The 21003-nt window shown below is 70.4% G+C and carries 20 protein-coding genes; 16 read left to right on the forward strand and 4 right to left on the reverse strand.

The window, feature by feature from the left end; all coding sequences use genetic code 11:
* The coding region (locus tag VFX14_16630; protein HEU5191313.1) for a beta-ketoacyl synthase N-terminal-like domain-containing protein at positions 1–170 on the reverse strand (170 nt) is incomplete at its 3' end.
* Positions 171–286: 116 nt separating this feature from the next.
* On the opposite strand from VFX14_16630, the gene VFX14_16635 reads away from it, so the two are divergent.
* From VFX14_16635 to VFX14_16670, 8 genes are all read left to right on the forward strand, one after another.
* A complete protein-coding gene (locus VFX14_16635; GenBank protein ID HEU5191314.1) occupies positions 287–1087 on the forward strand; it encodes a hypothetical protein in 801 nt (266 codons plus the stop codon).
* Between the two features lie 11 nt (positions 1088–1098).
* On the forward strand, positions 1099–2064 hold the full coding sequence (locus VFX14_16640; protein HEU5191315.1) for a sugar kinase: 966 nt from the start codon (positions 1099–1101) through the stop codon (positions 2062–2064).
* Between the two features lie 77 nt (positions 2065–2141).
* A complete protein-coding gene (locus tag VFX14_16645) occupies positions 2142–5063 on the forward strand; it encodes an ATP-dependent DNA helicase (GenBank protein ID HEU5191316.1) in 2922 nt (973 codons plus the stop codon).
* A 13-nt stretch (positions 5064–5076) separates the two neighbouring features.
* Entirely contained in the window at positions 5077–5877 is an 801-nt protein-coding gene (gene pcaD / locus VFX14_16650) for a 3-oxoadipate enol-lactonase (GenBank protein HEU5191317.1), read from the forward strand.
* The gene (locus tag VFX14_16655) at positions 5877–7595 is read left to right on the forward strand and encodes an adenylate/guanylate cyclase domain-containing protein (GenBank protein HEU5191318.1); all 1719 of its coding nucleotides are present in this window, start codon (positions 5877–5879) and stop codon (positions 7593–7595) included. The genes pcaD and VFX14_16655 overlap by 1 nt, the downstream gene beginning before the upstream one ends.
* Positions 7592–8071 carry a pyridoxamine 5'-phosphate oxidase family protein gene (locus VFX14_16660; GenBank protein ID HEU5191319.1) on the forward strand — a complete coding sequence of 160 codons (480 nt, stop codon included), beginning with the start codon at positions 7592–7594 and terminating at the stop codon, positions 8069–8071. The genes VFX14_16655 and VFX14_16660 overlap by 4 nt, the downstream gene beginning before the upstream one ends.
* Positions 8068–8235, forward strand: a complete 168-nt coding sequence (locus tag VFX14_16665; GenBank protein ID HEU5191320.1) for a hypothetical protein — start codon at positions 8068–8070, stop codon at positions 8233–8235. The genes VFX14_16660 and VFX14_16665 overlap by 4 nt, the downstream gene beginning before the upstream one ends.
* Positions 8232–9635: an amidase gene (locus VFX14_16670; protein ID HEU5191321.1), complete on the forward strand. Its 1404-nt coding sequence runs from the start codon at positions 8232–8234 to the stop codon at positions 9633–9635. Before VFX14_16665 ends, VFX14_16670 begins: the two co-directional genes overlap by 4 nt.
* A 9-nt stretch (positions 9636–9644) precedes the next feature.
* Here the strand turns inward: VFX14_16670 and VFX14_16675 are convergent, their stop codons facing one another.
* Entirely contained in the window at positions 9645–10322 is a 678-nt protein-coding gene (locus tag VFX14_16675; GenBank protein ID HEU5191322.1) for a hypothetical protein, read from the reverse strand.
* A 69-nt stretch (positions 10323–10391) separates the two neighbouring features.
* On the opposite strand from VFX14_16675, the gene VFX14_16680 reads away from it, so the two are divergent.
* From VFX14_16680 to VFX14_16705, 6 genes are read left to right on the forward strand one after another with little or no spacing between them, the layout of a single operon-like run.
* On the forward strand, positions 10392–11885 hold the full coding sequence (locus tag VFX14_16680; protein HEU5191323.1) for an MFS transporter: 1494 nt from the start codon (positions 10392–10394) through the stop codon (positions 11883–11885).
* A gap of 37 nt (positions 11886–11922) precedes the next feature.
* The gene (locus VFX14_16685; GenBank protein HEU5191324.1) at positions 11923–13221 is read left to right on the forward strand and encodes an ATP-binding protein; all 1299 of its coding nucleotides are present in this window, start codon (positions 11923–11925) and stop codon (positions 13219–13221) included.
* On the forward strand, positions 13214–14662 hold the full coding sequence (locus VFX14_16690; GenBank protein ID HEU5191325.1) for a sigma-54 dependent transcriptional regulator: 1449 nt from the start codon (positions 13214–13216) through the stop codon (positions 14660–14662). Before VFX14_16685 ends, VFX14_16690 begins: the two co-directional genes overlap by 8 nt.
* A gap of 3 nt (positions 14663–14665) precedes the next feature.
* Positions 14666–15529: a crotonase/enoyl-CoA hydratase family protein gene (locus VFX14_16695; GenBank protein ID HEU5191326.1), complete on the forward strand. Its 864-nt coding sequence runs from the start codon at positions 14666–14668 to the stop codon at positions 15527–15529.
* A 23-nt stretch (positions 15530–15552) separates the two neighbouring features.
* Positions 15553–16668 (forward strand): MFS transporter, encoded by a 1116-nt coding sequence (locus tag VFX14_16700; GenBank protein HEU5191327.1) that lies wholly within the window; start codon positions 15553–15555, stop codon positions 16666–16668.
* A gap of 33 nt (positions 16669–16701) precedes the next feature.
* On the forward strand, positions 16702–17292 hold the full coding sequence (locus tag VFX14_16705; protein ID HEU5191328.1) for a histidine phosphatase family protein: 591 nt from the start codon (positions 16702–16704) through the stop codon (positions 17290–17292).
* Positions 17293–17309: 17 nt separating this feature from the next.
* Here the strand turns inward: VFX14_16705 and VFX14_16710 are convergent, their stop codons facing one another.
* On the reverse strand, positions 17310–18695 hold the full coding sequence (locus VFX14_16710) for an aldehyde dehydrogenase family protein (GenBank protein ID HEU5191329.1): 1386 nt from the start codon (positions 18693–18695) through the stop codon (positions 17310–17312).
* A gap of 35 nt (positions 18696–18730) precedes the next feature.
* On the opposite strand from VFX14_16710, the gene fumC reads away from it, so the two are divergent.
* Entirely contained in the window at positions 18731–20128 is a 1398-nt protein-coding gene (gene fumC / locus VFX14_16715) for a class II fumarate hydratase (protein ID HEU5191330.1), read from the forward strand.
* Here the strand turns inward: fumC and VFX14_16720 are convergent.
* Positions 20125–20310, reverse strand: coding sequence for a CDGSH iron-sulfur domain-containing protein (locus tag VFX14_16720; GenBank protein HEU5191331.1), 186 nt, complete (start codon positions 20308–20310; stop codon positions 20125–20127). The genes fumC and VFX14_16720 overlap by 4 nt on opposite strands.
* Positions 20311–20452: 142 nt before the next feature.
* On the opposite strand from VFX14_16720, the gene VFX14_16725 reads away from it, so the two are divergent.
* Positions 20453–21003, forward strand: a 551-nt coding sequence (locus VFX14_16725) for an HD domain-containing protein (protein HEU5191332.1), incomplete at its 3' end; no start/stop codon positions are given.

A 21003-nucleotide genomic window follows, 5' to 3' on the forward strand; every position in this document is an offset into this window, starting at 1 on the left:
TCCTGCACCTTCGCCGCGACTTTGCAGGGGTAGGGATCGGTGTCGAACTCGGTGATCCAGTCGACGCCGGACTTGCCGGAGACGAGGCTGTCCCAGTAGGCCTGTTTGCCGATACCGTTGGGGGCGACGACCCCAATCCCGGTGATGACCACGCGCCGCCCGTTCCGCATGCGTGCCTCCGCCCTAAATGGCTGAAAGTTAAAGCGAGGTTTCGCGTACGATAGCAAGAAATCAGGGTTAATCCAAGTTTCGCCCGGATTCGCGCTCGGCTACAATGTAGGGGTCGATGACGCCGAAACTCACGCGTCGCCAACTGCTCGCGCTCCCCCTCGGGCTGCTCGTCCTGCCGCGTCTGGCCTCGGCTGAGACTTCCATCAGGAAAACGTTTTCCTACCAGGCCGACATGGGCGTGCTCTTCGACCTCCTGACCTTCCACGTGACCGGTACAGTGGTCGAGGAGATCGACTACGCGGCCGGTCGCTACCGCGTGGTACTCACTGGCGAGGGCTCCGGAGTCACGCATCGAACGGAGTCGCTCGGCATGATCCGCGGCGGCCGCTTCCTCCCCACTGCCTCGTGGAGCGGCGGCGCGATCCGGGGCCGCGAGAACCGCTCGTCGACTCTCTACGACTATGAGCGGGGCACGATCGAGTTCCACTCGGTCGGGCGCACGCTGATTCTCGGCCGCCTGCGACAGGTGGACGACGTGCTCAAGCTGCCGACGGGGCACCCGGTGGACGACCTCGCGTCAGCCACGCTCAACTTCGCCGCGGGTCAGCTCGAGTCGGACCGTGATGGCTCCTACCACACGGAGGTGGTCCGGCGCGCCAAGGCGGAGAACGAGGGGCCCGACGACGTCTCCCCGAGCGGCTATCGGGCCGAGCTGGTGCCGCTCCGGTTCCGCGTCTCCACGGACCCCGCGACGGGCCGGCTCCGCGCCACCATCGACATCACGCGCTTTTCGTCCTGGGCCCGCACTAACCAGCCCGCCCACGTGACGTTCGATCACGCCCGCCACCTCGAGTCGGTGAAGTCCTCGCTCATGCTGGGCAGCTCCGTGAACGTCCGCCTCACCTCGTCCAGCTGATCCGCGCCCTCATGGGGTTCGATCTCGTCGCCCTTGGAGAGGTCATGCTCCGGCTCGCCGCGCCGCCGCCGGAACGGCTCGAGCAGGTGGTCGCGCTCAACGTCCAGATCGGGGGCTCCGAGGCCAACGTGGCGGCCGCATGCGCGCGGCTGGGGATGCGCACGGCGCTGATCACCGGTCTCCCGGCGGGGCACCCTTGGGCCGACCGCGCGGTCCGCGAGCTGACCAGCCACGGCGTCGACTGCTCGGGGGTCCGGCGACCGGAAGGCACGCGCATGGGCCTCTATTTCCTCGAGTACGCGCCGCCGCCGCGGCCGGTTCGCATTCACTACGATCGCCGCGATTCGGCGGCGAGCCGGCTCGTCGCGGACGATATCGACTGGTCCATCCTGCGGGGCGCTCGTCTCCTGCATCTGTCCGGGATCACGCCGGCGCTGGGCGAGGGGCTGCGCGGAGTCATCCGTCGCGCGATCGCCGAAGCCGCCGCCGCGAGCGTCCCTGTCTCGTTCGACGTGAATTACCGCTCGCGCCTCTGGACGCCGAAGGAGGCGCGGCAGTTCCTGGTCGAGGTGCTGCCCGCGGTCCGCTATCTCTTCGTGGGGTCCGACGACGCGGACACGGTGTTCGAGCTGCGCGGCTCGGCCAGCGCGGTGCTGAAGGATCTCCGTGCCCTCGCCCCCCGCGCCACCATCGCGCTCACGCTCGGTGAGTCGGGGGCCGCCGTGCTCGATGGCGACGTCGAATGGACGCCGCGCAAGCGCTATGCCGTCACGGTGGTGGACCGGGTGGGGGCCGGGGATGCCTTCGCCGCGGGCTTTCTGTGGGCCATGCTCGACGGTCGGGGCGCCCAGGTAGCCGTGGACGCCGCCACCGCGCTGGCGGCCCTCAAGTGCACGATCTGGGGGGACATCGCCCTCGTGTCGCTCGCTGAGCTCATGGAGCTGATGGCCACCGACAGCACCGAGATCCGCCGCTAGGGCCTCCGCCTCCGGCGGGATACCAGGGGTCGTCGTTCGGTCCCTCGACCCCTACTACAGAGTGTTATGATCCCCTCGTGGAGCGAGAGCCGCGGGGCGTCGATCGAATCCTGGACGGCCTCGACAGCCCTCAGCGGGTGGCTGTCATGCACGAGGCGGGGCCGCTGCTCATCATCGCCGGCGCGGGGACCGGTAAGACCACGGTCATCACCCGGCGCATCGCGTATCTCATTGCCAGCCGCCGCGCGCGCCCGTCCGAGATCCTGGCCCTCACGTTCACTGACAAGGCCGCCGCCGAGATGGAGGAGCGGGTCGACACCCTCGTCCCCTACGGCTACGCTGACGTGCAGATCTCGACCTTTCACGCGTTCGGCGATCGCCTCATCAAGGAGAACGCCCTCGAGCTCGGTCTCACACCGGACTTTCGGGTGCTCACGCGGGCCGAGCAGGTGATCTTCCTCCGCGACCATCTCTTCGAGTTCCCGCTGCGTCACTACCGCCCTCTGGGCGACCCCACCCGGCACCTGCAGGCCATCCTGAGCCTGTTCAGCCGGCTCAAGGACGAGGACGTGGGGCCCGACGAGTACCTCGCCCACGCGGAGGCGCTGCTCGCGGCGGCGGTGGACGACGAGGCCCGCCTGCAGGCGGAGGAGCATCTGGAGCTCGCGCGGACGTACTCGCAGTACCAGACCCTCATGGCGCGGCTGGGCCAGGTGGATTTCGGAGATCAGATCGTCGAGTCGCTCCGCCTCTTCCGCACACGCCCCCACGTGCTGCGGCGCTACCAGGACCGCTTCAAGTTCATCCTGGTGGACGAGTTCCAGGACACCAACTACGCGCAGTTCGAGGTGGTGAAGCTCCTCGCCGCGAAGAATCGCAACGTGGCGGTGGTGGGCGACGACGATCAGGCCATCTTCCGCTTCCGCGGCGCGTCGATGAGCAACATCCTCGACTTCGATCGCACCTATCCCGACGCGCGCAAGGTAGTGCTGCAGGAGAACCGCCGCTCGCCCCAGGCCGTCCTCGACGCCGCGTACCGGCTCATCCAGCACAACAACCCCGACCGCCTGGAGGTCGCTCAGCAGATCGACAAGCGGCTTATCGCCCGCACACCCGACGGCGGGGAACGCCTAGGCAAGGCGCCCGAGCATCTCGCGTTCGACACGCTCTCCAGCGAGGCCGATCACATCGCGGCCATGATCGCCGAGGGTCACGCGGCGGGGCGGCCGTTGAAGGACTATGCCATCCTCGTCCGGGCCAACCACGACGCCGACGCGTTCCTCCGCGCCCTCAACATGCGCGGGCTCCCGTGGACCTTCTCGGGGAACGCGGGGCTCTACGGGCGGCCCGAGGTGCGGCTGCTCATTGCCTTCTTGCGCGCTGTGGCGCTGTCCGACGAATCGGTGAGCCTGCACTACCTCGCGTCCTCCGATATCTACCAGGTGCCCATCGTCGACCTCACCAAGTGCGCCACGCTGGCCCATCGGCGGAACCGCACGCTGTTCGACGTGCTCCACGATCCGCCGGCGGAGCTGCAGCTGAGCGAGGAGGGCCGCGCCGCGGTGCGGCGACTCGTGACCGATCTCCTCCGGTACATGGAGCTCGCGCGCGAGATGCCCACCGGCGAGCTCTTGTACCAGTTCCTCGTGGACTCGGGCCTCATGACCCGCTACGCGAAGGCGCCTGCGGAGCTCGAGCAGGAGGTCAAGAACGTCAGCAAGTTCTTCAACCGCGTCCGCGACGCGGCCAACGTGCTCAGCTACAACCGAGTCCGGGAATTCGTCCTCCATCTCGAAGCGCTGATGGACGCGGGAGACGATCCTGCGGTCGTCGAGGCCGATGCCGATACGCCCGCGGTCCACGTTCTCACCGTGCACAAGGCGAAGGGACTCGAGTGGCCGGTTGTGTTCATGGTGAACTGCGTACAGAACAAGTTTCCGTCGACCCGTCGCTCCGAGCCCGTGGAGATGCCCGCCGCCCTCATCAAAGACGCGCTCCCCGGCGGGGACTTTCACCTCCAGGAAGAGCGCCGGCTCTTCTATGTGGGCATGACCCGCGCCCGAGATCTCCTCTACTTCACCAGCGCCGAGGACATGGGCGGCACTCGGCGCTGGAAGGTGAGCCAGTTCGTGCTGGAGGCTCTCGACCTGCCCAAGGAGGCGGCCCGCCCCACGCGCGTCCGGGCCATCGAGGAGCTGATGCGGCACGCCCCGCTGCCCGAGGGGCAGGTGGGCGCGTTCGAGATCCTGGCTCCGGACGCCGAGCTCACGGTGAGCCACCACCAGGTGGACGATTACCGCACCTGCCCGCTCAAGTACCAGTACGTGCACCTGCTGCGCATCCCGCTACGGCAGCACCACGCGATCGTGTACGGCAGCGCGCTGCACACCGCGGTCGAGTTCTATCTGCGCCGGCGCGCGGTGGGGAACTTCACCTCGCTGGAGGATTTCCTCCGCGCCTTCGAGGACGCCTGGCGGAACGAGGGCTTTCTCACGCGCGAGCACGAGGAGCAGCGCAAGCGCGCGGGCATCGAGGCGCTCACGCGCTTCTACCACGAGGAGGAGGCTTCGGGCGGCAAGCCGGCGTCGGTAGAGCAGGAGTTCGTGTTCGGGCTCGGCCCCACGCGCGTCAGGGGGCGGTTCGACCGGATCGACGAGGAGCCCGGCGGCACCGTGATCGTGGACTACAAGTCGAGCGACGTCATCGATCAGAAGGTCGCCGATCGTCGGGCCCGGCAGAGCCTCCAGCTGAAGATGTATGCTCTGGCCCATCGGCACGCGACGGGGCGGTTGCCGGCCCGGGTGGAGCTGCGCTTCCTCGAGTCGGGTCTCGCCGGGCGTCACGTGCCCACCGAGCAGGATCTGGCCGAGGCGGAGCGGGCGATCCTGGAGGCGGCAGCAGGCATCCGGGGTCGGCGCTTCGAGGCCACGCCCGGGTACCAGACCTGCCGATTCTGTGCGTACAACCAGATCTGCCCGAGCACCGCGACTCGCGAGTGAAGGAGAGGATGCGATGAAGCTCACCGCCAACGGCATCGACATCAACTACGAGCTCGAGGGGCAGGGACCGGTCGTCACGTTCAGCCACTCCCTGGCCTGCAGCCTCGCGATGTGGGACGAGCAGGTGGCAGCCCTCCGCGGGCGCTACCGCGTCCTTCGCTACGACACGCGCGGCCACGGCGGAACGAGCGCGCCCGCCGGCGCGTACACCCTCGAGCAGCTGGCCGATGATCTCCACGCCCTGCTGGGCGGGCTCGGGATCACCGAAACGCACTTCGTGGGCCTTTCCATGGGCGGAATGATCGGGCAGGTCTACGCGCTGAAGCACCCCAAGATGGTGAAGAGCCTCGTCCTCTGCGATACCACGAGCCGCTACCCGGCGGCCGCCGTCCCGATCTGGGAAGAGCGCATCCGCACTACCGAGGCCAAGGGCATGGAGCCGCACGTCGAGCCCACGCTGGGCCGCTGGTTCACCGCGCCATTCCGCGTGCGCCGCAAGGACATGATGACGCGCGTGGGCGCGCTGATCCGGAACACGCCGCCCCAGGGCTACATCGGCTGCTGTCACGCCCTTCCCAAGATCAATGTCACCGACCGCCTCGGGACGGTGACGTGCCCCGCGCTCGTCATCGTCGGCGAGGAGGATCCGGGCACGCCGCTGGAGATGGCCCGCGACATCCACGCCGCGCTGCCGTCCGCGGAGCTCGCCGTGTTGCGCTCGGCATCGCACCTCTCGAACCTCGAGCAGCCCGAGGAGTTCAATCGCGTGCTGCTGCGCTTCCTCGACAAGGCGTCCGGCCAGAGCCCGCTCTAGTGCCCGTCGCCGCGGCGCCGCTCATCCGGAGGCTGCGGCTCGCGGCGGGACTGACGCTCTTCGCGTACGTCGCCAGCCATCTCCTCAACCATGCCCTGGGGCTGGTCTCCTACGGGGCGATGGAGGCGGGGCTGACATGGGCCCTTGTCCTCTGGCGGAGCGTGCCCGGTACGCTGGCGCTCTACGGGGCGTTCCTCACTCATCTGGCGCTGGGGCTCTGGTCGCTCTATCGGCGCCGGACGCTGCGAATGCCGCCGTGGGAGGCTGCCCAGCTCGTGCTGGGCCTCGCCATTCCAACCCTCCTGCTTTTCCACGTGGCGGGCACGCGTCTCACCGACGACCTCCTGGGCACGACACCGTCGTATGCCCGGGTGCTCCTCTTCCTGTGGACGGTCGAGCCGGTGGCGGGGATCCGGCAGGTGCTCCTCCTGCTGATCGCCTGGATCCACGGCTGCATGGGCGTCCATTTCTGGCTACGCTTCCGGCCTTGGTACGGGCGGGCCGCCCGGGTCCTCTACGCGCTCGCTCTCCTCGTGCCCGTCCTCGCACTCCTGGGCTTCGCGGCCGGCGCCCGCGAGGTCTCGGCCATCGCGCGGACGACGCCGGGCTTCGCCGAGCGACTCGGGCGGACTCCGGGCCCGCTCAGCGCGGAGGAGCGCGCCGCGCCGGGCCGGGTCCTCCAGCTGGCCCTCGCGACCTACGGCGTCGCGCTCGCCGGCGTGCTGGCCGCGCGTGGGATGCGCGCGCTCCAGCGTCGACGCGGCGACTCGATACGGATCAGCTATCCTGACCGACGCGAGGTGGCGGTACCGCGCGGCTGGTCCGTGCTCGAGGCCAGCCGCTTCGCCCGCGTGCCGCATGCCTCCGTGTGTGGGGGCCGTGGCCGCTGCTCGACGTGCCGGATCCGCGTGCTCGGGGGCGTGCGCGACCTGCCCCCGCCCAGCGCCGACGAGCGGCGCGTGCTCGAGCGGCTGGGCGCGCCGGCCAATGTCCGGCTCGCCTGCCAGCTCCGGCCCGCTCGCGACCTCGCGGTCGTGCCGCTCATGCCCGCGGTCCTCGCCCCCCGCGACGCCGCGCTTCAAGTGGGCGCCCGTCACGGGCGAGAGCGCGAGATCGCTGTTCTCTTCGCCGATCTCCGCGGCTTCACGCGTCTGGCCGAGCACAAGCTGCCGTTCGACGTCGTGTTCTTCCTCAACCGTTACTTCGAGGCGGTCGGCAGCGCGATCGCCGATGCTGGCGGGCTCGTCAACCAGTTCACCGGCGACGGCGTCATGGCGCTCTTCGGCGTGGAAGGGGGCGGCGATGCGGGGAGCCGGCAGGCGCTGGCTGCCGCGGGCGCGATGGTGGGGCGCGTACGCGCTCTGGGCGAGGCGCTGGGTGAGGAGCTCGACGCCCCGCTGCGGCTCGGCATCGGCATCCACGTGGGGCCCGCCGTGGTGGGAGGCATGGGGTACGGCCAGGCGTTTTACCTCACTGCGGTGGGGGACACCGTTCACGTCGCCGCCCGCCTCGAGGCGCTCACGAAGGACTACGGCTGCGAGCTGGTGATCTCGAGCGACGTGGCGACCCGCGCGCGCATCGACGTGAGCGACCTCACGCGGCACGAGATCACCCTCCGGAACCGGGAGACGCCCCTCACCGTGATCGTGGCGCCCACTGCCGCCGTGCTCGCCGATCGGCTGGCCCGCGCCGATGATAGAGTCGGAAGCAGATCATGAATCCGTCTCCCGAGCCCTCGTTCGCGGCGCGGGCGCGCGCCCTCGTGCAGGCGGGGAGGGTCGGTGCCCTCGCCACGCACTCCCGCCAGCGTCCCGGCTACCCGTTCGGCTCGGTGGCACCCTACGCCGCGGACGAGCAGGGCCGTCCCGTGTTTCTCATCAGTGGGCTGGCGCTGCACACGAAGAATCTCGAGGCCGATCCACGGGCCACCCTGCTCGTCACCCCGCCCGAGCCGGTAGACGATCCACTCGCCGCCCCGCGCGTTACCGTGCTTGGCGAGGCGCGCCGCCTCGACCCCAGCGAAGCCGCCGCGGACCGCGCGCGCTACCTGGCGCAGCACCCCAGCGCCGCGATGTGGGTGGACTTCGCGGACTTCGCCTTCTGGCGCCTCGAGGTGACCGGCGCCTACTTCGTGGGCGGGTTCGGAGCGATGGACTGGATCACACGCGACGCATACGTCGAGGTCACCCCATGAGCGCGCCGGCGCGCGATCCCGCGCGGGCCGAGGCTGCGAGCATGGCGGCCCTGATCGAGCGTGCGGAGGCGGATCTCGCCATCGCGGAGGAGCCGTCGCGCTTCGCGGCGGCCCTGGAGTCGGGCGCGCCGGCCGGCGACCCGCGTGACGGGCGACGGGCATGACGGACTGGACCCTCGCCGGCCTCGCCGCGGCCATTCGTGCCCGCAAGATCTCGCCGCTCGAGATCACGCGCGACTGCCTCGCGCGCGTCGAGCAGCTGGACCCCCGCCTCCGCGCCTTCATCACGGTGGACCGGGACGGCGCGCTCGCGCGCGCCCAATCGCTGGAAGCGGACGCGATGGCGGGACGTTGGCAGGGTCCTCTGCATGGGGTACCGCTCGCCCACAAGGATCTGTTCCGCATCGCGCCGCTGCCGACCTCGTGCGGCAGCAAGACCGCCGAGTACTTCGTGTGCGAGCGCGACGCCACCGCGGTGACGCGGCTGACCGACGCCGGCGCGATCACGCTGGGCAAGCTCAACATGGCCGAGCTCGCCATGGGCCCCTACGGCGACAACGCGCACCACGGCGACGTGCAGAACCCGTGGCGGATGGGGCATGTGTCCGGCGGCTCGTCCAGCGGCTCGGGTGCCGCGGTCGGCGCGGGGCTCGCGCTTGGCGCGCTCGGCACGGACACCGGCGGGTCCATCCGGCTGCCCGCGGGGTGCTGCGGCATCGCCGGCCTCAAGCCCACCTATGGCCGCGTGAGTCGCGCGGGGGCGATGCCGCTGTCCTGGTCCATGGATCACATCGGCCCCATGGCCCGCACGGTCAGGGACGTCGCGCTGATGCTCGAGGTCATCGCGGGTGAGGATCCCGAGGACGCCACCGCGAGCGCGCGTCCGGTCGACGACTATCTCGCCGGGCTCGAGCGGCCGATCCGGGGGCTCCGCGTCGCCCTCGCCGACAACTACTACTTCGACGGCGTGGCACCGGAGGTCACGCGCGCCGTCCATGACATGGCCCATGCGCTCGAGCGGCTGGGCGCGCGCGTCGAGCCGCTGCGCCTGCCCGATCCCCAGGTGATCCACGATGTCAGCGGGATCGTGGCCCGCGCGGAGAGCACGGTGGTGCACACGCGCATCCTCCGCGAGCGTCCCCATGAGCTGCAGCCCTCCGTGCGGGCGCGGCTCGAGGTGGGCGAGCGCATCAGCGCCCACGACTATCTGCAGGCGCTGCGGCTACGGGCGCGGCTGACGCGCGAATTCATCCAGGACGTGTTCGACGACGCGGATCTCGTGCTCGTGCCGGCCACGCCTACCCCGGCCCCCGCGCTCGCCGAGGTCACCGCCGGGGACGGCGAGGCCATCGCCGCGCGCATGGGGCGCTTCTCGCGCCTCACGCGTCCCTGGAATGGGCTCGGCCTGCCCGTGCTGGCGCTGCCGTGCGGCGCCTCCCCAGACGGGCTTCCCATCGGGGCTCAGATCGTCGGCCGACCCTTCGATGAGGCGACTGTGCTGCGCGCGGGCCATGCCTACGAGCAGGCGACCGACTGGCACCGCCGCCGGCCGGTGCTCCCCTGAGCGCGACGCTCAGCGGGCGAGCGCGTAGACGAGCCGGTAGAGGGCGAGGGACACGTCGGGCGCGGCGCCGTGGCGCGTGAGGTGCTCGGTGTCGAGGAGGGCACGCACGGCGCCTTCGACGAGCTCCGGGTCGAGCCCCTCCACCATCACCACCCAGCGTGCGAGGGTGTCGGGCCTATCCAGGAGCTTCTTCTCCGCGGTGCGGACGATCGTCATGTCGACGTCGGCTTCGCAGAGATGTGCCCCCACGATCCCGGCGCGCGCCGCCGCGGCGGGCAGGGCGGTGCTGCTGAGCCAGGCGCGCAGCACGTCCTCGCGGCCGGCGAGTGGGCCGAGCTCGAGCGTGGCGAGCACGCCTCCCATGCCCACGCCGAGCGACGCCGTCGTGCGGCACGCAGTGCGGCGATTGTTGCGGAAGAGCTGGATGCACTTCGACGTCCATGGCGTGGGCGCTTCGAGACGCGCCAGATAGGCCGGGCTCTGAAGCACCGCCACGGAGTCGGTCTCGTAGAGGGTGAAGTATGTCGGGTTGCCGGCGATCGCGTTGTAGCGGCGGCCGCGCAGAAAGCCGGGGACGCTCACGCGCTCCGGAATGTGCTCGCTGGTGTGCCAGTGGTCGAACTCCGCGTCGCCACCCGGCGCGATGTCGTTCCAGATCGCGAGCACGGCGGAGCCGGCGAGGGGCATGCCCTGACCCTACCGGGCGGTCGGCCGCGGCGTCAAGGTCGGCGTCGCCGCGTGCGCTAGACTAGGGCCATGCCCGACTCGGCGGTGACCGTGTCCGGGACCGCTCGGGCCCGGGGCGGTCTCCTCCAGCGACTGTTCGGCACCTTTCGCGCCGCATATCTCCCCATCCTCGTCACGTACTTCGCGTGGGGCGCCAGCGGCATCACGGGGGTGGCCGCGCTGTACTTCCAGAAGGACTCGCTGCGGCTCACGCCGGCCGACGCCGCGGGCATCGGGTTCTGGCTGGGCCTGCCGTGGAGCATGAAGATGATCGTGGGCGTCGCGTCCGACGCCTTCCCGATCCTCGGCAGCCGGCGAAAGGCGTATCTGATCCTCGGTACCCTTTGTTCGCTCGTCGGCTACGCGCTGGTGGCGTGGAGCGTGACGACGCGAGACGGGTACCTGGCGGCAATGCTCCTCGTGGTGATCGGCTTCATGATCCAGGACGTGGTGGCCGACGCGCTCTCGGTGGAGGTGGCGCGAAGCGACGATGAGGTCGCGCAGGTGCAGACCCTCGGCCGCGTTGCGCTGCTCGTGGGAACCATCAGCGTCGGTTATGCCAGCGGCGTCATCGCCGCCGCCCTCGGGCCGCGCCCGGTGTTCGCGATCGCCGCCGCCTTGCCGGTCGTTGTGGCGGTCGCGGCCTTGTTCATTCGCGTGCCGCCGCGCGCCGCCGCCCCGCCCGCCGCGGCCGCCGATGGCCCGCTGGAGGGTGGTCGCACGCGCCTCGTGCTGGGGGCGGGTCTTGCCTACGCCGCGTTCAGCGTGGGCCTCGAACTGCTCGACATCCCGTTCACGCAGGAGATCGTGCTCGCGGTGTCGGCGGTGCTCATCGTGGTGCTCCTCCGGCAGATCGGGCTGTCGCGGGCGGTGGCGATCTCCGCTTTCGTGATCTTCCTCTTCCGGGCAGTCCCCGGCGTGGGGCAGGGCTACAGCTACTGGGCCATCGATCACCTGGGCTTCGACCAGCAGTTCCTCGGCATCCTCGCCCAGGTGAGCTCGGTGCTGAGCCTGGCCGGCCTCCTCGTCTTTCGCAAGACGATCACGCGCCGGCCGGTGAGCTTCACGATCTTCTGGGTGACCATCGCCGGATTCCTCCTCTCGCTCCCGACCATCGGGCTCTTCTACGGGGCCAACGAGTGGTTCGGGCTGTCGCCGCGGGCCTTCGCGTTCATCGACACCACGATCTCGGCGCCGCTGGGCCAGCTCGCGATGGTGCCCATGCTCGTGCTCATCGCCAAGTCGGCGCCGGAGGGTGCGGAGGCGACCATGTTCGCGGTCATGGCCTCGCTCATGAACCTGGCGCTCTCCGCCAGTGAGCTGGGCACGCGCTATCTCAACACGGCGTTCGCGGTCACGCAGCAGGACTACGTCGGGCTCGGCCGGTTGATGATCCTCGCGAGCTCGATCGGGCTCGTTCCTCTCCTCGCGCTGCCGCTCCTGAGGCGGGAAGAGGCGCGCGCGGCCGCCGTCGCCGCCGTGGCACCTGCGCCGGCGACGCCCGTGGCGGGTGGGGCGCAATGACCGCCCGCCGCGCTATAGTGAGCGGCGGAGCGATGGCATGACCTCCCTCCCGCGCAGGCCCTGGTCCGCGGTTGTCCGGCTCCTCGAGCGGGACGAGCGCGTGTTCGCCTTCCTCCTCGCGGTGGTGATGGTGGGCGGACTGGCGACCCTCGGGCTCGCTCCCCTGCGCCCCCGCTACCGCTTCGACGTCTTCTCGCTCGTACTGTGGTTCGCCGCGTACAAGGCGTGCATCCTCATGTGGGTGACGGTGAACCCCCGAGCGACCCGCTTCATCTTCAGCGGGGCCCTCGCGGTGGACCTCCTCCTCGTGTTCGCGCTGCTGTACCTCACGGGCGGCGGCGACAGCCTCTACTACCTGCTCTTCTTCCCGCTGGTGGCGGTCAACGCCTACTACTTCGGCCGCGCCGTGGGCATGCTGGTGACCCTGATCGCCGGCCTTCTCTACGCTACCTCCTCGTGGCTGGTGCCGCCGTGGGTCGGCTGGGTGCCCGTGATGATCCTCGTGGCCTTCTTCGGGTTGCCTGCCTTCGCCGTGGCGCACGTCGCCGAGCGCGAGCGCCGCGGCCGCGCCGAGGTTGAACGGCTCAATGCCGATCTCACGGGCACTCTGACCCGGCTCCAGGCCGCCCAGCACGAGCTGGTCGTCGCCGAGCGCATGGCGACGGTGGGCAGGCTCTCGCTGAAGATGGCCCACGAGGTGCGCAACCCTATTGCCGCCATCGGTCTCAACGCGGAGATGCTGGGCGACATCGTGGGCGAGCGCGCGGACGCGGAGATGGTAGAGGCCAAGGGGCTGGTCGGCGCGATCCGCGATCAGGTGGGCGCGCTCGACGCCCTGACCGAGGAATACCTCGCCTTCGCGCGCTTTCCGCGCCCGCAGTTCGAGGAGGACTCGGTGAACGACATGGTATTGGCGCTCATCGATTTCGTGCGGCCGCTCGCCTCCCGCCAGGGCATCACCTTGCGGGCGGAGACCGATCCTTCTGTCCCGTCGATGGCGATCGACCGCTCCCTGCTGCGCCAGGCCGTCCTCAACCTGATCAAGAACGGGTTCGAGGCGCTGTCCCAGGGCGGGAGCATCACCGTGACGACCCGCTGCGTCGAGGACAGCGTCGAGATCGCGGTGAGCGACAGCGGACCGGGCATCAACGAGGAGGTCGGCCGTCGACTGTTCGAGCAGTTCTTCACCACCAAGCCCCAGGGTACCGGTCTCGGCCTGTCGATCACGCGTCAGATTGCCGAGGAGCACGGCGGCCAGATCCAGTGGTCGAGTCGCCCCGGCGCGGGGGCGACGTTCACCATCACGGTGCCGATCAAGAGACCCGAGCATGCCTGAGATCACGCCACCCACCCTGCTGGTCGCCGACGACGATCCCGCCGTACGCCAGAGCCTCGAGCGCACCCTGGCCCGGGAGGGCTACAGCGTGCTGCTCGCGCCCGACGGCCAGGCCGCGATGGAGCGGCTGCGCGAGGGTGGAGTCGATCTTCTCCTTTCCGACCTCCGCATGCCCGGGCTCAACGGGCTCGAGCTCTTGCGCGAGGTGAAGGCGGCGCAGCCGGACGTCGACGTGATCATGCTGACCGCGTTCGGCACCGTCGAGGAGGCGGTCACCGCGATGAAGGACGGGGCGGTGGACTTCCTCACCAAGCCGTTCCAGCGCGCCCAGCTGATCCGCGTCATCCGCAAAGCGCTCGAGCGCCGCGAGCTGATCGCGGAGAACCGCGCCCTGCAGCGGCGCCTCGACGACCTCCTGGCCCAGGGCAACATCATCGGCGTCAGCCCGGTGTGGCGGGCCACCATGAGTCTCGTGGAGCAGGTCGCCAACAGCTCCGCCACCGTCCTCATCCATGGCGAGAGCGGGACGGGCAAGGAGCTCCTGGCGCGCGCAATTCATGACCGATCAGCTCGGCGCAATGGCCCTTTCGTGGCGGTCAATTGTGCCGCGCTGCCTGAGACTCTGCTCGAGTCTGAGCTGTTCGGGTACGAGAAGGGCGCCTTCACGGGAGCGGCCGCTCGGAAGGAGGGCCGCTTCGAACTGGCCGACGGCGGGACCCTCTTCCTCGACGAGGTCGCCGACCTCTCCCCGGTTACCCAGCCCAAGATCCTTCGGGTTCTGCAGGAAGGCGAGTTCGAGCGGCTCGGGGGTACCAAGACCAGCAAGGTCGACGTCCGCATCGTGACCGCGAGTAATCAGGACCTCTCGGCGCTGGTCAAGGAGAAGCGCTTCCGCGAGGACCTCTTCTACCGACTGAACGTCATCACGATCACGGCGCCGCCGCTGCGCGACCGTCCCGAGGACGTGCCGGTGCTCGCCCAGCACTTCCTCCGGATCTACGCGGCCAAGAACAACCGGAACCTGGTCGGATTCTCGGAAGACGCATTGCGCTGCTTCGAGAGCTACGCCTGGCCGGGCAATGTGCGCGAGCTGGAGAACGTGGTGGAGCGGGCGGTGGTGCTGGCCCGCGGCCAGTCCATCGAGGTCGGAGACCTCCCCGACAAGGTCACCGCGCGCGCCATCGTGGTCGAGCGGCCCACGCCGGGCGAGGGCGAGGGAACGGAGGGGGTCCTGCGCATCCGGGTGGGCACGCCGCTGGCGGATGTCGAGCAGCGCATGCTCGAGGAGACCCTCCGTATGACCCGCGGCAACAAGACCCTGACCGCGAAGCTCCTCGGCATCGATCCCAAGACGGTGTTCCGCAAGCTCAAGGCGGCCGAGGAGGAGGAGGAGGCCGAGGAGGGCGACGACGCCTCCGCCGCCGAGCGGCCGGGCGCTTGATCGATGGCGTTCACGGAGATCCTGTACGCGGTCGAGGACGGCGTGCTCACGCTGACCCTCAACGGGCCTGCCAAGCTCAACGCGCTCACGCGCACCATGCTCGCCGAGCTGCTGGAGGCGCTGGAGCGTGCCGATGCCGACGACAGCGTGCGCGCCGTCATCGTCACCGGCGCGGGCCGCGCGTTCTGCGCGGGGGCGGATCTCTCCGCGGGCGGGAAGACCTTCGATCGCGCGGCCCGCCCCGACGGGGATTCCGCGGCGCCGCACCGCGACGGCGGCGGTCTCTTCACCTTGCGCGTCTACGCCCTCAAGAAGCCCGTCATCGCGGCCATCAACGGCGCCGCGGTGGGCTTTGGCGCGACCATGACGCTGCCGATGGACATCCGCATCGCGTCCTCGGCGGCGCGCATGGGCTTCGTGTTCAGCCGTCGTGGCGTCGTGCCCGAGGCCGCGAGCACCTGGTTCCTGCCCCGCGTGGTGGGGATCAACCAGGCCGCTGAGTGGGTGTACACCGGCCGTGTCTTTCCCGCCGCGGAAGCGCTGGCGGGTGGGCTCGTGAGTCGGGTGGTCGAGCCGGATGCTCTCTTGCCCACCGCGCGCGCCCTCGCCCGCGAGATCGCGGACAATACGTCCGCGGTGTCCGTGGCGCTGGCCCGGCAGATGATGTGGACGCTGCTCGGCGCGGATCACCCGATGGCCGGGCACCGCCTCGACTCGCGCGCCATGGAGTACATGGGCCGCTCCCCCGACGCCTACGAGGGCGTCACGTCGTTCCTCGAGAAGCGTCCGCCGCGCTTCACCATGCGCCCGAGCAAGGACATGCCGCCGTTCTACCCCTTCGGAGACGCCCGCCCATTCACGCCCTGAGCGGCACCACGCTGCTCTGTCTGGTGATCCTCGGCAACACGTTCCTCGTCGGCGCCTTCGGCCCCGTGCTCCCCGACATCGCGCGCACCCACGGGCTCGTCGACTGGCAGCTCGGCGTGGTCGCGGGCGCGTTCGGTTTCGCGCGCATGGCGGGCGCGATGCCCGCGGGGCTCATCGCGGCGCGGCACGTGGCGCTGACCCTGGTGCTCTCGCCGGTGTTCCTGTCGGTCGGGCTCGCCTGCGTCACCGTGGGCGGCAGCTTCGCGTGGCTCGTGCTGGGCCGGGCGCTCATGGGGGTCGGGCACACGCTGCTGATGGTCGGCGGTCTCACCGCGATCCTCCTCGACGACAAGGGCGCGGATGCATCGTTTCGTCTGAACACCTTCGAGTTCTCGGGCATGCTCGGCATCCTGGGTGGGCTGCTCGTGGTGGGCGTGCTCCCGGCGAGCTGGTCGTGGAATCTCTCCCTGGCGGTAGCGTCCTCGCCGCTCATCGTGAGCGCGCTCGTGGCGCGCGCGATCCAGCGTCGCTTCCCGCCGACGCCGCCGCCCGAGCGAGCGACCGCGAGCGCGTCCGCCGGCGGCGCGAGGCCGCGCGGCGCCCGCGTCTTCTGGCTGATGCTCGCGGTGGGCATCACCATGGCCTTCGCCTGGTCGTCGGTGAGCCAGTTCCTCGTCCCGCTGCGGGGCACGCGTGAGTTCGGGCTCGAGCGCGGGGGCATCTCACTGCTGCTGGCCCTCGCGCAGGTCGTGGACCTGATCGCCCTCCTGCCTGCCGGACGTCTCGCCGACCGCGTGGGCCGGCTTCCCGTCCTCGCGACCATGACCATGGTGCTGGGGCTCGGGGCCATCGGCACGGGGCTCGGGAGCTTTCCGCTCTTCGTGGCGGGCTGCGCGGGCTTGGGCCTCGGGCTTGCGGGCTGGATGCTCCCGCTCGGCATCGCGCGCGCGCACGGAGGCGCCGAGGGCCTCGCCTGGCGTACCGCGCTCTATCGGGTGGGAACGGATGCCGCGATCTTTCTCGGCCCGGTGGTGAGCGGTCTCCTCGGCGAGCGGGCGGCGCGGAGCTTCGTGGGGGTGATCGGCATGGCCGCGCTCGCGATGGGCGCCCGGCTGCTCCTCCGTCCGCTGCCGCGGTAGCGTCGCTCCGTGCCCCGGCGTATCCTCGGCGACATGTCTCGACACCGGCGCGCGCTCGGGCTCGGCCTCGCGCTGTGCGTGGTCGCGCTGTCCTCGCCCGCCGCCGCTGGGGAAGATCCCGCCTGGGGCCTGCTCCGCGCGGGCACGCAGGTCATCCTCGTCCGTCACGCGGCCACCGACATGAGCCAGCGTGACGACAAGGACGCGCCGCTCGCCGACTGTTCGCGCCAGCGCAATCTCACCGACGCGGGGCGGGCTGACGCACGCCGGATCCGGGAGGCGTTCCGGCTCCGGACGATCCCGGTAGGGCGGGTGCTCTCGAGCGCCTACTGTCGCTGCCTCGAGACGGCGCGCCTGGCCTTCGGCGAGCCGACGCCGTGGCTGCCGCTCCAGTCGTCAGAGAGCGATCTGGCGGTCCAGGCCGACCGCACCGCCGAGATTCACCGGCTCGCCGGCACCGTGCCCACCGGTGGGAACCTCGTCCTCGTCACCCACCAGTTCACCATCCGGGCCGCCACTGGCGTCGACGTGGCGGAGGGCGAGATGCTTGTGCTCTCGCCCCACGGCGACGGCACCTTCGAGATCCTCGGCCGGATGGCGCCGGAGGACCTACCCGTGCCGTGAACGGCGCGACCCCGCCCTCAGGCGGTGCGCGTGCGCAGGTGGAAGCTCTTGGGGCGGGTGAGGTGCTGGAAGCCCAGGTGCGAGAGCGAGCAACCCTTGCCACTGTCCTTGACGCCCACCCAGGGCAGGAGCGGATCCAGGTAGTCGCAGCGGTTGGCGTAGACGGTGCCCGCGTCGAGCTGGTCCATCAAGCGCTCCGCGCGCGTGGCGTTCTCGGTCCAGACGGAGGCGGTGAGCCCGTAGGGGCTGTCGTTCATCAGACGCATCGCCTCGGCGTCGTCGGCGACGGGCATGAGGCCAATGACCGGGCCGAAGCTCTCCTCCCACATCACGCTCATGCCGTGATTGACATCCACCAGCACGGTAGGCTCGCAGAAGTATCCGCGGCCCTTCCAGGGCGTGCCGCCGGTCAGCACGCGGGCCCCCCCGGCGCGGGCCTGGGCCACCTGAGTCTGCACGGTGGTCACCACCTTCTTCTGCGCACACGGGCCGAGGGTGGTGGCGGGATCCTCCGGGTCGCCCACGCGGTACTGCCGGACAAGCGCGACGTAGGCGTCGACGAAGCGGTCGAAGAGCGGCCGGGCCACGTAGATGCGCTCGATGCCGCAGCAGCTCTGGCCCGCGTTGTAGAACGCGCCGTCGACCAGGTTCTCCACCGCGAAGTCGAAGTTGGCGTCCTCCGCGACGTAGGCGGGATCCTTGCCCCCCAGCTCGAGGCCCGCGTCGATGAAGCGGCTCGCCACGTGCCCGTGGATCTCGCGCCCGCCCTCCACCGAGCCGGTGAAGGAGACGTAGTCCACCTGGCCCGAGCGGATCACCTTGGCGGCGAGCGCGTGGTCCATCGGCGTGGCGGCGATCAGGCCTGCGGGCAGGCCGGCCCGGGCGAAGGCAGTCACGAAGTGATCGGCGCAGAGGGGCGTGAGGCGGGCGTGCTTGACGAGCACCGCGTTGCCCGCGAGGAGGGCGGGGACGATCACGTTCACGGCGATGAGCAAGGGATAGTTCCACGCGGCGATGTCGAGGACGACGCCGAGCGGCTCGTGACGGATGAAGCGGCGAAAGCCCTCCTTGGGCGGCAGGGCCTCGTCGGCGAGGGCGGGCGCCGCGATGCGGCACATGGTCTCCGCGCGGTCGATCATGGTGTTGATCTCGTTCCGCGCCTGCTGGATCGGCTTCCCCATCTGGCGGGTGATCTCGAGGGCAACCTGGTCCGCCTGGGCGCGGAAGGCCGGCACCATCTGGGCGACGATCTTCACCCGCTCGGCCACCGGCGTCTGCCGCCAGTCGCGCTGGGCGCGGCGCGCACGCACCACGGTGGCGGCCAGCTCGGACTCGGAGATCGCGGTGACCTCGCGGTAGGGCTCCTCGGTGGCGGGATTGACGAGCGTCCAGGTCTGGTTCATGCCGGCGAGCTTACCGCAGTGCTATGCTGCGCGACATGAAGACTCGCACCGAGACCGACACGATGGGCCCCATCGAGGTGCCCGCCGACCGCTACTGGGGCGCGCAGACCCAGCGCTCGCTCGAGCATTTCAAGATCGGGGGCGAGCGCTTCCCGCGCGAGTTCATCCGGGCGCTGGGACTCGTCAAGAAGGCCTGCGCCCAGGTCAACCGCGAGCTGGGCTTGCTGCCCGCCGACAAGGCGGACGCGATCCTCCGCGCCGCCGACGAGGTCATCGCGGGCGGCCTCGACGATCACTTCCCGCTGGTGATCTGGCAGACGGGCAGCGGCACCCAGACCAACATGAACGCCAATGAGGTCATCGCCAACCGGGCCAACGAGCTGCTGGGCGGCGTGCTGGGGTCGAAGAAGCCCGTGCACCCGAACGATGACGTGAACCGCTCCCAGTCCTCCAACGACGTGTTTCCCACCGCCATGCACGTGGCGGAGCTCGAGCAGCTCGAGGGGCGTCTGCTCCCTGCCGTCACCGCGCTCCGCGGCGCGCTCGATGCCAAGGCGCGGACCTTCGCGGACATCGTCAAGATCGGGCGCACCCATCTCCAGGACGCGACGCCCATCACGCTGGGCCAGGAGATCTCCGGCTGGGTGGCGATGCTCGATCACGCCCTCGCCGGCCTGCGGGCCGGCCTCCCCGCGCTCGGCGAGCTCGCCATCGGCGGCACCGCGGTCGGCACGGGGCTCAACGCCCCCGCCGACTTCGGGGAACGCGTGGCCGCGGCGCTCGCGCGCCTGACCGGTCGCGCCTTTGTGAGCGCCCCCAACAAGTTCCAGGCCCTCGCCTCGCACGAGGCCGATCTCCAGGCCTCGGGGGCGCTGCGCACGCTCTCGGCGTCCCTGACCAAGATCGCCAACGACGTGCGCTGGATGGCTTCGGGCCCGCGCTCGGGGCTGGGGGAAATCACGATTCCCGAGAACGAGCCGGGCTCGAGCATCATGCCGGGCAAGGTCAACCCCACGCAGTGCGAGGCCCTCACCATGGTGTGCGCGCAGGTGAGCGGCAACGACGTGGCGGTGGGCATCGGCGGCGCGTCGGGGAACTTCGAGCTGAACGTCTACAAGCCGCTGATCGTCTCGAACCTGCTGAGAAGCGCCCGTCTGCTGACCGACGCGGTGGAGTCCTTCCGGGTCCACTGCGCGGAGGGCATCGAGCCGCGGCCGGAGCGGATCGCCGACCACCTGGGCAACTCGTTGATGCTGGTCACCGCGCTGGCCCCGCACATCGGCTACGACCGCGCGGCGCAGATCGCAAAGCGGGCGCACAAAGACGGGACTACCCTCCGCGAGGCCGCGCTGGCCCTCGGCTACGTCACCGCGGAGGAGTTCGACCGCCTCGTGCGCCCGCAGGAGATGGTGAAGCCGGGCGGCTCGGGCTAGCTCTTGAAGCCGATCTTCTTGTGGCCGCCGTCGCAGTAGGGCTTGTTGGCGGATGCACCGCAACGGCACAGGGCGAATTGCTGACCCTTCGAGGGCAGGGGATTGCCCTGCGCGTCCTGCAGCTCGCACTCCCCGTTCACGATGAGCGGACCGTTCTCCATCAACTTCACCGTTACCGGCATGCGCTCGTCTCCTTTGGCTGGGCCGCTGACGTCGCGGCCGTGGCGTGACGCGCGCCCCCTGGCGCGCAGGCGCAGTATAGGGGCGATCCCCGCCGCGGGAAAGTAGCTTTTCGCATCGGTAGCGCGTCGGTACACTCGCGGCATGACCGCCACGCCCACCATGGCCGATCGGCTGCTCGACGCCTTCCTGGGGTCGGCGGCTCGCCTCTACGGCGGCGAGCCCGTCACCGAGCTCGCGCACTCGCTCCAGTGCGCGGAGCTCGCGCGCGAGGCGGGCGCCGACGAGGACCTGCAGCTGGCCTGCCTGCTCCACGACGTGGGGCGCTTCGCCGTCGATCCACGCGAGATCCTCGACAAGAAGGATCAGACGCTGGGCGCGCGGGCGGGAGCGCGGGGCCATCACGAGGTGGGGGCCGACCTCATCGCCCCGTGGGTGCCCGCCCGGGTGGCCTGGCTCGTCCGCATGCACGCGGAGGCGAAGCGCTATCTCTGCGCGATCGAGCCCGGGTACTACGACGCGCTGACGCCGGGCTCGCGCTTCACGATGACGCTCCAGGGTGGGACGATGACGACCGACGAGGCCGCGCGGCGGACGCAGCACCCCTGGATGGCGGACGCGGTGCGGCTACGTCGGTGGGACGATCTCGCCAAGGTGCCGGGCAAGACCACCGAGCCCATCGAGGCCTGGGCATC

It is taken from the genome of Candidatus Methylomirabilota bacterium, assembly GCA_035764725.1.
Lineage (GTDB): Bacteria > Methylomirabilota > Methylomirabilia > Rokubacteriales > CSP1-6 > DASRWT01.

Excerpts from the sequence above, each read along its gene's own strand:
- VFX14_16635 (HEU5191314.1), top strand. The coding sequence starts at position 287 with ATGACGCCGAAACTCACGCGTCGCCAACTGCTCGCGCTCCCCCTCGGG.
- VFX14_16640 (HEU5191315.1), top strand. The coding sequence starts at position 1,099 with ATGGGGTTCGATCTCGTCGCCCTTGGAGAGGTCATGCTCCGGCTCGCC.
- pcaD (HEU5191317.1), top strand. The coding sequence starts at position 5,077 with ATGAAGCTCACCGCCAACGGCATCGACATCAACTACGAGCTCGAGGGG.
- VFX14_16660 (HEU5191319.1), top strand. The coding sequence starts at position 7,592 with ATGAATCCGTCTCCCGAGCCCTCGTTCGCGGCGCGGGCGCGCGCCCTC.
- VFX14_16665 (HEU5191320.1), top strand. The coding sequence starts at position 8,068 with ATGAGCGCGCCGGCGCGCGATCCCGCGCGGGCCGAGGCTGCGAGCATG.
- VFX14_16670 (HEU5191321.1), top strand. The coding sequence starts at position 8,232 with ATGACGGACTGGACCCTCGCCGGCCTCGCCGCGGCCATTCGTGCCCGC.
- VFX14_16675 (HEU5191322.1), bottom strand. The coding sequence starts at position 10,322 with ATGCCCCTCGCCGGCTCCGCCGTGCTCGCGATCTGGAACGACATCGCG.
- VFX14_16680 (HEU5191323.1), top strand. The coding sequence starts at position 10,392 with ATGCCCGACTCGGCGGTGACCGTGTCCGGGACCGCTCGGGCCCGGGGC.
- VFX14_16685 (HEU5191324.1), top strand. The coding sequence starts at position 11,923 with ATGACCTCCCTCCCGCGCAGGCCCTGGTCCGCGGTTGTCCGGCTCCTC.
- VFX14_16690 (HEU5191325.1), top strand. The coding sequence starts at position 13,214 with ATGCCTGAGATCACGCCACCCACCCTGCTGGTCGCCGACGACGATCCC.
- VFX14_16695 (HEU5191326.1), top strand. The coding sequence starts at position 14,666 with ATGGCGTTCACGGAGATCCTGTACGCGGTCGAGGACGGCGTGCTCACG.
- VFX14_16705 (HEU5191328.1), top strand. The coding sequence starts at position 16,702 with ATGTCTCGACACCGGCGCGCGCTCGGGCTCGGCCTCGCGCTGTGCGTG.
- VFX14_16710 (HEU5191329.1), bottom strand. The coding sequence starts at position 18,695 with ATGAACCAGACCTGGACGCTCGTCAATCCCGCCACCGAGGAGCCCTAC.
- fumC (HEU5191330.1), top strand. The coding sequence starts at position 18,731 with ATGAAGACTCGCACCGAGACCGACACGATGGGCCCCATCGAGGTGCCC.
- VFX14_16720 (HEU5191331.1), bottom strand. The coding sequence starts at position 20,310 with ATGCCGGTAACGGTGAAGTTGATGGAGAACGGTCCGCTCATCGTGAAC.